Origin of the sequence: Dactylosporangium sp. CA-139066 (assembly GCF_050936175.1) — a bacterium.
Lineage (GTDB): Bacteria > Actinomycetota > Actinomycetes > Mycobacteriales > Micromonosporaceae > Dactylosporangium.
Map to the genome: position 1 here is coordinate 4,373,509 of NZ_JBNJNH010000001.1, position 12,448 is coordinate 4,385,956.

10 protein-coding genes are annotated in these 12,448 nt (G+C 70.5%); 6 read left to right on the forward strand and 4 right to left on the reverse strand.

Annotated elements, in window-relative coordinates:
- Window positions 1-240 precede the first annotated feature (240 nt).
- Window positions 241-1,722, forward strand: a complete 1,482-nt coding sequence (locus tag ACQEVU_RS20005) for a S8 family serine peptidase (protein ID WP_433325633.1) — start codon at window positions 241-243, stop codon at window positions 1,720-1,722.
- A 13-nt stretch (window positions 1,723-1,735) separates the two neighbouring features.
- Window positions 1,736-1,999: a S8 family serine peptidase gene (locus ACQEVU_RS20010; RefSeq protein WP_433325635.1), complete on the forward strand. Its 264-nt coding sequence runs from the start codon at window positions 1,736-1,738 to the stop codon at window positions 1,997-1,999.
- Between the two features lie 48 nt (window positions 2,000-2,047).
- Here ACQEVU_RS20010 and ACQEVU_RS20015 read toward each other — a convergent pair whose 3' ends face one another.
- Together ACQEVU_RS20015 and ACQEVU_RS20020 are read right to left on the reverse strand one after the other, a co-directional pair.
- The gene (locus ACQEVU_RS20015) at window positions 2,048-2,290 is read right to left on the reverse strand and encodes a hypothetical protein (RefSeq protein ID WP_433325637.1); all 243 of its coding nucleotides are present in this window, start codon (window positions 2,288-2,290) and stop codon (window positions 2,048-2,050) included.
- Between the two features lie 744 nt (window positions 2,291-3,034).
- Window positions 3,035-4,234 (reverse strand): PucR family transcriptional regulator, encoded by a 1,200-nt coding sequence (locus ACQEVU_RS20020; protein WP_433325639.1) that lies wholly within the window; start codon window positions 4,232-4,234, stop codon window positions 3,035-3,037.
- 156 nt (window positions 4,235-4,390) lie between these two features.
- Here ACQEVU_RS20020 and ACQEVU_RS20025 point away from each other — a divergent pair, with 156 nt between their 5' ends.
- Window positions 4,391-5,887, forward strand: coding sequence for a long-chain-fatty-acid--CoA ligase (locus ACQEVU_RS20025; protein ID WP_433325641.1), 1,497 nt, complete (start codon window positions 4,391-4,393; stop codon window positions 5,885-5,887).
- Window positions 5,888-5,994: 107 nt separating this feature from the next.
- Here ACQEVU_RS20025 and ACQEVU_RS20030 read toward each other — a convergent pair whose 3' ends face one another.
- Both ACQEVU_RS20030 and ACQEVU_RS20035 read right to left on the reverse strand, forming a co-directional pair.
- Complete coding sequence (locus ACQEVU_RS20030; RefSeq protein ID WP_433325643.1) at window positions 5,995-8,115, reverse strand: alpha-galactosidase; 2,121 nt, start codon at window positions 8,113-8,115, stop codon at window positions 5,995-5,997.
- Entirely contained in the window at window positions 8,112-9,140 is a 1,029-nt protein-coding gene (locus ACQEVU_RS20035; RefSeq protein ID WP_433325645.1) for a LacI family DNA-binding transcriptional regulator, read from the reverse strand. The genes ACQEVU_RS20030 and ACQEVU_RS20035 overlap by 4 nt, the downstream gene beginning before the upstream one ends.
- A 206-nt stretch (window positions 9,141-9,346) precedes the next feature.
- On the opposite strand from ACQEVU_RS20035, the gene ACQEVU_RS20040 reads away from it, so the two are divergent.
- The 3 genes from ACQEVU_RS20040 (at window position 9,347) to ACQEVU_RS20050 (ending at window position 12,433) form a co-directional block, all read left to right on the forward strand.
- Entirely contained in the window at window positions 9,347-10,636 is a 1,290-nt protein-coding gene (locus tag ACQEVU_RS20040) for an ABC transporter substrate-binding protein (RefSeq protein ID WP_433325647.1), read from the forward strand.
- A gap of 166 nt (window positions 10,637-10,802) precedes the next feature.
- Window positions 10,803-11,609: a carbohydrate ABC transporter permease gene (locus ACQEVU_RS20045; protein ID WP_433325649.1), complete on the forward strand. Its 807-nt coding sequence runs from the start codon at window positions 10,803-10,805 to the stop codon at window positions 11,607-11,609.
- Window positions 11,606-12,433, forward strand: coding sequence for a carbohydrate ABC transporter permease (locus tag ACQEVU_RS20050; RefSeq protein WP_433325651.1), 828 nt, complete (start codon window positions 11,606-11,608; stop codon window positions 12,431-12,433). Before ACQEVU_RS20045 ends, ACQEVU_RS20050 begins: the two co-directional genes overlap by 4 nt.
- Window positions 12,434-12,448: the final 15 nt, after the last annotated feature.

Here is a 12,448-nt window from a genome sequence, read left to right on the forward strand (position 1 = left end):
CACAGGCGGACGCGGCTGGGGCGGCCCCGCGGTTGCCTCCGAGTTTCGTCCCGGGGGGCCGGTGGTGCAGGCCAGGCGGCGGGGGGTTGCGGCCAGGTTGCGGGGTGGACGAGCGTTGGACACCGGCCGGATGGTTCGTGTCGGGTGGCCGGGCAGATTCGCGGCGTGGCCAGTGCCGATCGGCCGGTGGGCGGTCACGGTTGGTGCTGACCAGTTGTTCCAAGGACGGAGCACCAACCTGTGAAGACTGCTAAGAGACTGCGCGTCGTCGTGGCCGGAGCCGTTGCCGTGCCGGTCGTGCTCGCCGGTTCCGGCGTCGCGACCGCCGACGTGGCCTCAGCCGGCACGGCGGCGTCGGCGACCACGCTGGCGCAGGTCCGGTCGAGTATCGGCGCCGACACCGGCGCCGCGGCGACGCTGACCGGCAAGGGGGTCGGCGTCGCGCTCATCGACACCGGCGTCGCGTCGGTCCCGGGGCTGCCGGCGGCCCAGATCGTCAATGGTCCGGACCTGTCGTTCGAGTCGCAGGCGGCGAACCTGCGCTACCTCGACAGCTACGGGCACGGCACGCACATGGCCGGCATCATCGTCGGCAACGACACCGCCTCCGGGTCCAAGGGCATCGCCCCGGACGTGAAGCTCACCTCGGTCAAGATCGGCACCGCCACGGGTGCGGTCGACGTGTCGCAGATGATCGCCGCGATCGACTGGGTGATCCAGCACCGCTTCGACGACCCGGCCGCCCCGATCCGGGTGCTGAACCTCTCGTACGGCTCCGGAGGCGCCACCCAGTCGTGGACCGACCCGCTGCAGTTCGCCGTGCAGAAGGCGTGGAAGGCCGGCATCGTGGTCGTCGCCGCGGCCGGCAACAACGGCAACGCCGCCGGCGCGCTGACCAACCCGGCGATGGACGACTCGATCCTCTCGGTCGGCGCGACCGCGACCAACGGCACGGCGACGACCGCCGACGACACCCTGGCGACGTTCACGAACCTCGCCATCGGTACGGCCGGTCAGGTCGACCTGCTCGCGCCGGGCACCTCGATCGCGTCGCTGCGCGATCCGGGCTCCAACGTCGACAACCTGTACCCGGACGCCCGGGTCGGCACCACCCTGTTCAAGGGCAGCGGCACCTCCCAGGCGACCGCCGTGGTGAGCGCCGCCGCCGCCCTGCTGCTGCAGGCCAAGCCGGCCGCCACCCCCGACCAGATCAAGGACTGGCTGGTCAAGGGCGGCTCCGCACTGCCTCTCGGCACCGCCAAGACGCTTGGGCTGTCCGCGCTGAACGTCAACGGCGCCCTCGCCCGCACCGGCACCACGCCGGCGCCCTACACGGGCTCGCTGTCGACCGGCAGCGGGTCGCTGCAAGGCTCCCGCGGTACTGCCAGCCTGACCCTCGACGGCGTGAGGCTCACCGGCGAGAGGACGATCTGGGGCAGTTTCCAGACCTCGCTGTGGGCGAAGTCGACCACGCCGTCCTGGTCGGGTGGCCTGTGGCTCGGCTACCGGCTCGCCGGCGACGACTGGACCGGCACCTCCTGGGCGTCGAAGACCTGGGCGGCGGGCACCTGGACCGCGGCCCCGTGGGCCGGCAGCGCCACAACCGGCTGGAGCGACCCCGCCTGGTCAGGGCGCACCTGGTCCGGGAGGACCTGGTCGGCCGGCACCTGGTCGGGCCGGACCTGGTCCAGCGACGGATGGTCCGGCGGCACCTGGAGCTGAGCGGGCCGGAAGCGTGGACGCGTGCACGCGGATCGGGGCGGCGCATCCGGCATTCGCCGGGTCCGCCGCCCCGATCGTTAACGCCGACCTGCTCGCACCCGGCCGGTCGATCGTGTCGCTGCGCGACCCCGGCTCCTACATCGACACGAACTGCCCGACCGGTCTGCTGCCCGCCGCGATCGACCCCGGGCAGCGGTACTTCCGCGGTACCGGGACCTCGCAGGCCACCGCGGCGGTCTCCGGCGCGGCCGCGCTGCTGCTGCAACAACGCCCGTAGTGGAACGGCGCCGCCTGGGCCGGCGCCGGCTGGACCGGCATCACCGGATCAGGCTCCGGATGGGCCGGTTGACTGACCGTATTTCTGCCGCAGCCTAGCCAGGTGCTCTGGTGTGTCGATCCACTCCTCGACGAAGCCGCAGTTCAGACAGACATACCGGGAGACCGGGACGGCGCCGAAGGTGGTGATCCCCACAAGGATGTTGTTGCCCGCCCCGTAGGCACCCACCGCTCCAGGGACACGAGCGACGCTCGACGCGTGGCACTTAGGACACACGTGGGTGTACTTCATGATCCGATCATCGCTGATGACCGCATCCGTCTCCAATGGCGTACTCCAACCTGGCCTTGATCGGATGCGCACTTCTGCCGCTGAGGCGGCGCGGCGGGCCGGCGGCCGTCACCGTCCGTTCACCTATCCCGCGGATCGCTCCCTACGATGCGGCGAGGCGACGGCGCGCAGGAGTTCCAGGGTGCTGCGATGCCCGCCGATCTCGGCCCACTCGACTGCCGTGTGCCCGCGCCCGTCGTCCTCCCGCAAGTTCGGGTCAGCGCTGCCGGTCAATAGCTCCCGGGCCTTGGCGGTGTGCCCCCAGCAAGCGGCACCACACAGCGGTAGCCCTTCCTCGCCGGTACCGCTTTCCAGGTTCGGATCCGCCCGGCCGCCGGAAACACTCGAACGTTGTCCGCCATGTCCGGCACGATCGGAACAGTCTCCGGATCAATGAAGAAGAGCGGGGAGTACAGCCGAGCGGCAACGTAGTAATCCGGCCCTCGCTCCTCGGTGCCTGATTGGTGCCGTAACCAGTAGAACTGCGCGAGCGTGTGCGGAAATGGTCGCGATCCGGGTCGATGAGGCGCCAGTCGGCATCCAGCGGCTCGTCATCGGCGGCTGGTCGCACGTATTGACGGGACCGTGCGTCGCAGGCGGCGAAGCGTTGGAAGTTCTGTTCTCCCCGGTCGCCACAGCATAAACCGGCCGGGCAAAGGAGTCTGAGCCCCGCACCATTAGCCTCGGTTTGGACTCCCGCAGGCCTCACATCGGGATCTGCAGGATCCGGGCCGCCTCCAGTGCCAGGTGCAGCTCCGCGATGCCGGCCGGCCGGGTCAGGCTGCGCCCGGTGAGCTCCTCGACCCGCCGCAGCCGGTACCGCACGGTGTTGCGGTGCAGGTACAGCTTCGCGGCCGCCGCCGACGTAGCCCCGTCCGCGGCGAACCAGGCCCGCAGCGTCGCCAGTAGCAGCTGGCACTCCTGCGTCGGCAGGGCGAGGACCGGCCCGAGGACCGCCTGGGCGACACCGGCCGCCGCGTCCGGCGCGCTCGCCAGGAGTACCGCGATTGGCACCTGCTCGTAGCGGATCACGCCGCGCTCGGTTTGCGCGCCGGTGGCGTACGCGAGCCGGGCCTGCCGCAGCGCGGTCGGGGTCTGCTCCAGGCTGTGGTACTGCTCGCTGACCCCGACCGGCCCGCCGGCCAGTTCGGCGAGGAGGGCACACAGCCGGTCGATGGTGTTGCGCGGGGTCAGCACCACGACGCCCACGTGCGCATTGATCTCCACCCGCCAGGCCGACTCGATGTCGCGGGCCCGCAGCGCCTCCTCGGCGTGGGGGATCGACTCCGCGCCGAGCCGCTCGGCGTGCGCGGCGGCGACGACGAACACCCCCTTGCGCGGCAGCCGCAGCCCGGCCGCGCTCTCCCACAGCCGGGACCCGTCGCCGGCGTCGCCGTGCAGCAGCACGTCGAGCATGGCGTTGCGGGTCTGCGCGTGGCTGCGGATCATCTCGGCCACCGTCTCGCGGTAGGCGTCGGTGACCGAGCTGGACAGCTCATCCATGATCGACCACAGCTCGGACGCGGCGGGTAGCAGCGCCTCGGCGTTGCCGTCCAAGCGCAGCCCCTCCTCGACGATCGCCGACCAGATGTGCGTGCCGGCGACGCGGTACGAGTGCAGGATCGCCGGCAGCGGCGCCCCCTGTTCGGCGCGGCGGCGGCCGGTCGCCCGCGGCGGCCCGAGTTCGGGCGAGGCCCGGCCGGCCAGCCGGCTCAGGATGTACACCAGATTGTCGTGGATCGAGCTGCGCAGGTCGGCGGTCGGCACGACGTTCCCGGCGTCGTAGAACGGCTCCGCCGCACGGATCGCCGCCGTGAGCTCGTCCGCGAGCTCGTCGATCCGGCCGAACAGCCGCTCGCTGATCGCGGCGACGGTCGGCCCGGGGAAGGCGGGTAAGTGCGCCATCCGGGAAGCGTACGGGCCCGGGTGGGGCCGGGGGAGGGTGCGGCGTTGTGCGCGGGCACAACTTACCGGCTCGGGGCCGTGTTCCGGGGGACATGGCTCGGCCGGCCCGCCGCTGGCCAGAATCGTGGCACCTCAACCGCCGCTCGGAGGTCCGCCATGAATCTCGCCGGGAATCTTGTGCGCAGCGCGCGCGCATTCCCCGACCGCCCCGCGGTCCGGCTGCACGAGACCGTGCTCACCTACCAGGAGCTCGAGCGGCGAGTCGCTGGCGTCACCGGACTTCTCGCCGGCCGTGAGGTGCGGCCGGGTGACCGGATCGCCGTGATGCTGCCCAACGTCCCCGAGTTCGCGGTCGTGTACTACGCGATCCTGCGCGCCGGCGCCGTCGTGGTACCGATGAATCCGCTGTTCAAGGAGCGTGAGGTCGCCTACTACCTCGGCGATTCGCAGGCCCGGATGATCTTTGCCGGCGCGGCGAGTGCCGGCGCGGCGAACGCCGGCGCGGCGCGGGCCGGCATCGACTGCACGGTCGTGGAGGCCGGCTTCGGCGCGGACCTACCGGTGCCCCGTGAATTGGGTGTCTGCCATCGTGACCCCTTCGACACTGGTGTCATCCTCTACACCTCGGGTACGACCGGCCAGCCCAAGGGCGCCGAACTGACCCACGCCAACCTGACCACCAACGTCGAGGTCGCTGCCCGGGATCTGTTCCGCCTCGGGCCGGACGATGTGATCTTCGGTGGGCTGCCGCTGTTCCACTCGTTCGGTCAGACCTGCGGCCTCAACGCCGCGATCAGCGCCGGCGCCTGCCTGACGCTGGTGCCGCGGTTCGTGCCCGATGTAGTCCTCGACGTGCTCGACCGGGACGGGGTGACGGTCTTTGAGGGCGTGCCGACCATGTACGTGGCGCTGCTCGGCGCCGCCGGCGCCGTTGCCGGCCTGCCGCGCTACGACGCGCTGCGGGTCTGCGTCTCCGGCGGGGCTGCGCTGCCGGTCGAGGTGCTGCACGGGTTCGAGAAGACGTTCGACTGCATCATCCTGGAGGGGTACGGCCTGTCCGAGACCTCGCCGGTCGCCTCGTTCAACCAGCCCGATCGCCCGCGCAAGCCCGGCTCCATCGGTACCCCGATCCGCGGCGTGGAGATCCGCGTGGTCGACGACACCGGCGCCGACGTGCCGCCCGGCGCCGTCGGCGAGATCGCCATCCGCGGTCACAACGTGATGAAGGGCTACTGGCGCCGGCCGGACGCGACCGAGGAGGCGATCCCGGACGGCTGGTTCCGCAGCGGCGACCTGGCCCGGGCCGACGACGAGGGTTACCTCTTCATCGTCGACCGCAAGAAGGAGCTCATCATCCGCGGCGGGTACAACGTCTACCCCCGCGAGGTCGAGGAGGTCCTCTACGAGCACCCGGCCGTGCTGGAGGCGGCGGTCGTCGGCATCCCCGATGCCGCGCTCGGCGAGGAGGTCGGCGCCGCGGTGGTGCTGCGACCGGGCGTCACCGAGACCGTCGAGAGCCTGCAGGCGTACGTCAAGAGCCAGGTCGCGGCGTACAAGTACCCCCGCCGGATCTGGCTGCTCGACGCGCTGCCGAAGGGGCCGACCGGGAAGATCCTCAAGCGCGAGATCAGCCCGCCGCCGGCCGTGGAGTAGTCCGATGACCGGGACCCCCGGCGGCGGGGGCTGCGTCGGCCCTCGCCTGTTCCCGCTGGAGCGGCCGAACGAGATGGCAGCGCTGGTCACCGGGTTCCTATTCGGCGTCAGCCGGTGCGGTTGAAGCGGATCACGGCGCTGGCCCAGTCGCCGGCGGGCAGTCGGCTGCAGACCGGCAGGCCGGCGGACATCAGGGTCCGGCCCAAGGCGACGGTTCCGGTGTCCGGGTCGGTGTAGGTGGCGTTCGGGTCGAGGCCGGCGAGGCGGACGGTGTCGGGGTCGGGCGTGACCTCGGCGCGCGGGCGGTAGACGAAGACGACGGTCTCGTCCCCGAGCAGGTACTGGATCGCGGTGAGGCCGGCGCCGGGCGGATCGCCGACGCGGTACTGCGCGCCACGCTGCACGATCGCACGGATCTGCTTGTAGAGGGCGATATTGCGGCGGGCCTGCTCGTGGCGCCCGTCGGTCCAGGCGCTGAGGTTGCTGCCGATGCCCAGGACGCCGGCCATGGCGACGTGGTAGGCGTACTGGTTGCGCTGTTCGTCGCGGCTGTACGGTTTGTCGGTGACCCAGGCTGACATGACGGTGGCAGGGTAGAGCTGGCTCAGCCCGTGCTGGATGGACTGGCGTTGGTAGGCGTCGGTGTTGTCCGACGGCCAGACCTGGTCGGTGCGGGCCAGGATCCCGAAGTCGAGGCGTCCGCCGCCGCCGGCGCAGGACTCGATGCGCAGCGCCGGGTGCCGGGCACGTAACTGGTCGATGACCTCGTAGACGCCGCGGGTGTGGTCGATCCACAGCCAGTCCTGGGCGTCGCCACGTTCGGGCCAGCCGGCCTGGCTGAAGCCGCGGTTCATGTCCCACTTGAGGTAGTCCACGTCGTTGTCGGTGACGAACCGGTCGAGCCAGTCGATGGCCCAGGCGCGTACGTCGGCGCGGGCGAAGTTGAGCACGAGCTGGCGGCGCAGCTCGTCGCGGCGCCGGTGAGGGAAATGCATTACCCAGTCGGGGTAGGCGCGGTACAGCTCGCTGTCGGGGTTGACCATCTCTGGTTCGACCCAGACGCCGAACCGCATCCCGAGCTGGTGGACGTGCCGGGCGACGGTGGCCAGCCCGTTGGGGAAGCGGCCGGGGTTGGGCCACCAGTCGCCGAGGCCGGAACGGTCGCTGGTACGGGTGCTGAACCAGCCGTCGTCGATGACGAACAGTTCCACGCCGATATCCGCGGCGCGGCGGGCGAGGTCGAGCTGTGCGGTCTCGTCGACGTTGAATTCGACGGCCTCCCACGAGTTGTACAGCACCGGCCGGTCCTCGCCAGGGTGCGGCAGCACGTGGGCGCGGGCGTACTGATGCCAGCCGCGGCTTGCCGCGCCGAACCCGCCGTCGGTGTAGAGGCCCAGGATCGGTGGTGTGGTCAGCTCGGCGCCGGGGTCGAGGGGCCAGCTGAGGCCATCGTGACCGAACCCGGCGCTGACGGCGGCGCGGCCCTGGAAATGGCGGTGGGCGGTGAGGCGCCAGGAGCCGCTCCACGCGAGCGCCACACTCCACACCGGCCCGTGTGCCTCGGTGGCCGTGCCGTCGTCGATCATCATCCAGGGGTTGGCGTGGTGCGCGGTGATGCCGGTGCGGCTGGTGAGGCGGTACTCCCCATCGGGCAGCCGTCCGCGCCGCAGCTGGCCCTCGGCGTAGTAGCCGCCGCTGACGACGCTGTAGCGGTAGTCGCCGAGCTGGGGGATGAGCCAGTTGCCGGAGTCGGCGCGGATGATCCGCAGCGGTTCGCCGCTGTCTGCGGTGTGCCGGAGTGTGACCCAGCGTTCGATGACGTCGGAGTCGTCGCGGACGCGGTGGTGCAGGACGACCTGGAGCGGGAAGTGCGTGTCGGCGAGCACCAGGTCGAGCCGGTGTGTGCCGGGCGCGGCGGCGGCGACGTCGTCGACGAGCTTGAGCTCGAGCGACCGGACGCCGCCGGGAAAGGCGATCTGCAGCGACGGCGGCCCCCAGCGCAGGCCACCGTCGACCGGCAGCGGCTCCTGGCTCTCCAGCGGCAGCTGGTAGGGCGGCACGGCGGCGGCCTCGCCGAGGCGGGACCCGTCGCCGGGAGAGAGCCGGGCCCCCCAGTGCAGCTGCACGAGGCGTCCGTCGGCGGCGATGGCGAGCACGTAGCTGCTGTTGGGGGTGGACAGGCACCAGAGACCCTCGGCGAATCCGCCGGTGATGGCCGAGGCGGTCATGCGCGCGGTGCTGCGGTCGAGCGGCGGATGACGACCTCGGTGGGCAGCAGGATCGGCAGTGCGGTCCCGCCGTCGATGATGTCGAGCAGTGTGGTGATCGCGGCGGCCCCGATAGCGTCGGTGTCCTGCCGGACCGTCGTCAGCGGAGGCTGGGTGAACGCCGCCAGGTCGATGTCGTCGAACCCGGTAATCGATACGTCGTCGGGCACCCGCAGGCCGTGTTCGTGCAGCGCGCGGAGGATGCCGATGGCCATCATGTCGCTCTCGGCGATGACGGCGGTGAAGTCCCGGCGGGTTTCGAGCAGGTCGAGCGCGGCGCGGTAGGCGCCCTCGGTGGACCAGTCCGACCGGCGGGCGAGGCCGGGGTCCTCGGGGATGCCGGCCGCGCCGAGCGCCGCGCGGATGCCGGCGAGCCGGTCGCGGCCGGACGGGTCGGTTTCGGTGCCGGTGATCCGGGCGATGCGGCGGTGCCCGAGCGCAAGGAGGTGTTCGGTGATCTGCCGGGCGCCGTCGGTGTTGTCCGAGGCCACGTAGGTGGCGTGCGGGCCGGCGCCGATCGCGTCGACGAAGACGGTCGGCAGTCCCGACTCGACCAGGGCCTGGATCCGCACGTCGTCCGGGGGGCAGGCGACCATGATCGTGCCGGCCACTCGCCGGGACCGCAGCAGCCGCACGTAGCTGTCGCTGGCCGCGCTGGTCGGGCGTGAGGGCACCAGCAGGTCGTAGCCGGCCTTGGCGGCCGCTGCCTCGATGTGGTGCAGCACGTCGAGGTGGAAGTGGTACTGCGGCCGGGTCAGCTGCGACAGGGTCCAGACGTCGTTGGCGAAGAAGCCCAGCGCGATCGTCTTGGACCGGGCCCCGGACAAGCTCTGCGCGGCCACGTCGGGCTGGTAGCCGAGGCGGGCCGCGGCGGCCTCGACCCGGATCCGGGTGGCGTCCTTGACCTTCGCCGTGCCGGACAGAACGCGCGAGACCGTCGCCCGGGACACCCCGGCCAGGCGCGCCACCTCTTCGCTCGTGGCCATCGCCCATCCTCTCCCGCTGAACACGCGTACATGAAACCGGACGCCAGTATCGGCTCCCCGGCTGAAGCCCGTCAACCATTGACGGTCCTGCGCGTGGGGCGTAGCGTCCCGGGCTGAACAATGTACGCGCGTTCATTTGTGGTTTCGCCCTCCTGTCTGCCTGCTCATCGCGCACCGCCTCTGCGCGTTCGGAAGGGACACCCCACATGCCATCTCTGACACGACGGCAGGCGCTCGGCACCGCGGTCGGACTCCTCGCCGGCGTCGCGGTACAAGGTTGCAGCGTCGGCGGCTCCGACAGCGGTTCCGGGACGAAGACCATCAGCTTCCTGACCTTCGAAACACCGAACCTGACCCCGGCCTACTGGGACGCCGCCATCAAGCGGATCACCGACAAGTACCCCGACATCAAGGTCAACAAGCTGGTCGCGCCGACCGCCGACGGGCGCACCGACTACGCCAAGCAGCTGCTGCAGTCCGGGCAGTTCCCCGATGTGATGATCGCCGTCTCACCGGCCGGGTTCGCCGAGGCGGGCAACCTCTACGCCTGGCAGCCAGACGAGCTCAAGGACTTCGTCTTCCCGACCGCCAACCCCATCAAGGGCAAGTACTTCCAGCTCCCGGCCAACACCCAGACCATCCCGCCGATCTACTACAACAAGCAGATGTTCACCGATGCCGGCATCACCGCCACGCCGAAGACCTGGGCCGAACTGCTCGACGTGGCCGCGAAGCTCAAGGCCAAGGGCGTGACGCCGTTCGTCGTGGGCGGAGGCAAGGACACCTTCGCCTCCTCGATGATCCTGGCCGGCATCGTCAGTGTCGACGTGTACGGCAAGACCGCGGACTGGCTGACCAAACGCCTTGCCGGTCAGGTGAAGTTCGCAGACCAGGACTTCACCGCGGCCCTGGCCAAGTTCGCAGGCCTGGCCCAGCAGGGCTACATCGCCAAGTCCGACGTGTCGCGGGACTACGCCGCCACCGAGCAGGCGTTCCTGGACGGTAAGGGCGCGATGTACCCGATGGGCAACTGGTTCGCCGCCAGCGCCGACAGCAAGCACCCGTTCGACATCGGCGTGTTCAACTTCCCCACCGCGGACGGCAAGCTGGTCGTGCCCGCCTACACCGGCGGCGGCATGATCGTCAGCGCCAAGGCGGCAAACCTGGACGCGGCCAAGAGTTTCGCGCTGGCCTTCCAGCTCGACAAGACCCAGCTCGACGCCTCGGTGAAGGCCGACGGACTGTTTCCCGCTATCAAGGGCTACACCCCGCCGGCCGACGTCGGCGCCGTGTACAAGGCCGGCTTCGACCTCTACCAGCGTGCCGTCGCCCAGAACGCGGTGGTGCACACCTTCCGTTGGGAGACGGCCGACGACGGGCTGCTGCCGGGCATGGCCGCCAAGGTCGACGCCGCAGCCCAGGACCTGATCAGCGGGCGGAAGACGGCCGCCGAGGCCGCCGCGTACCTCGACACCGAGTGGGCCAAGGCGAGCTGAGATGCCTTTGCGCACCGCAACACCGTCGGGGACGGCCGCCGTGCGGGGGACGGCGGCGCACGAGCCTGGACCGCGCCGTATTCGGCGCCGGCGCGGTCCAGCCCGGGCCGAGCTCGCCCATTTCGCCGGCTTCGGCGCCCCCGGTGTGCTGGTATATGCCTGCTTCGTGCTGGCCCCGATCGCGGTGAGCTTCGGTTACAGCCTGACCAATGCCAACCCGTTCAACCCGCCCACCCGCTACGTCGGCGCGCACAACTACTGGATGCTGCTGCGCGACGAGCAGTTCCTCACCGCGCTGCGCGTCACCACGATGCTGACCCTGATCGTCGTCATTGTGCCCAACGTGCTCGGGCTGCTCGTCGCGCTGCTGCTGGACCGGTCCGGCAAGTTCTACAACGCGATGCGCAGCGTGTTCTTCACGCCGGTGATCCTCAGCTCGGTGGTCGTCAGCGTCATCTGGACCCGGCTGCTGGACACCGACGGGCCGCTCAACCAGGCGTTGCGGGCGCTCGGCCTCGACCGGCCACCCAACTGGTTGTCCGACCCGGACTACGCCCTGTACTCGGTGGCATCGATCATCTCGTGGCAGATGCTGGGCTTCTGCGTCGTGGTCTACCTGGCCGGGCTGCAGGGCATCCCGGTGGAGCTGCAGGAGGCCTCCGCCATCGACGGCGCCGGCGCCTTCCACCGCTTCCGGGCCGTCACCTGGCCGCTGCTGGCCCCAGCGCTGACCATCAACACCGTCGTCCTGCTGATCTCGGCGTTCAAGACATACGACTACATCAAGGTGATCACCAACGGCGGCCCCGGCGCCGGTACCACCGCCACCATCGCGTTCGACGTGCTGCAGACCGGCTTCGACGCCAACCACGTCGGCTACGCCTCCGCGATGGCCATCGCCATGCTCGCGATCGTATGCGTCACCACCGCGGTCGCCCTGCGGATCCTGCGAGGCCGGGAGATCGACCTGTGAACGACCGGATCCCCTGGCTGCGCCCAGTCACCGCACTCGCCGTCACCACCGTGTTCTTCGTTCCGCTGTACCTGGTGCTGACCAACGTGTTCAAGCCCGGCAACCAGATCTCCGCCGCCCCGGCGTCGCTGCCCCGGCCACCGACGCTGGACAACATCGTCGCGGTGCTGACCCGGCCCGACGGCCTGTTCTGGGCCAGCCTCATCAACAGCGTCATTGTCACCACGATCTCCGTGCTCATCCTCGTCGTGCTCTCGGCGATGCTCGGGCACTACGTCGCCCGCACCCGCAGCCGCTGGGCCAGGGCACTGACCCTGGTTCTGCTCGCCGGGCTCATGATCCCGCCGCAGGTGATCCTCATCCCGATCACCGACGTGCTGCGCGCCGGGCACCTGATGGCCACCGTCCAGGGGCTGATCCTGTTCAACGTCGGCTACTACCTGCCCTTCGGCATGTTCGTCTTCGCCGGCTTCATCCGCACCATTCCGGTCGAGCTCGAGGAGGCCGCCACCATCGACGGCGCCGCCCGCGCCCAAGTGTTCTGGCGCGTGGTGTTCCCGCTGCTGCGACCGGCCAGCGCCAGCGTGATGATCTTCCTCGGCGTGTGGATCTGGAACGACTTCATCGATCCGCTCATCATCCTCGGTCCTGGCCGCGGCACGACCGTCACCACCGGCGTGTACCGCGCGATCGGCCAGTACCAATCGGACTTCGGCTCCGTGTTCGCGCTGATGTTCCTGGCCACGCTGCCCGTCCTGGCGTTCTACCTCGCCCTGCAGCGGCATTTCGTCAAGGGGCTCACGGGCGGTGCCACCAAGGGCTGACCGGAGCTGCCACCG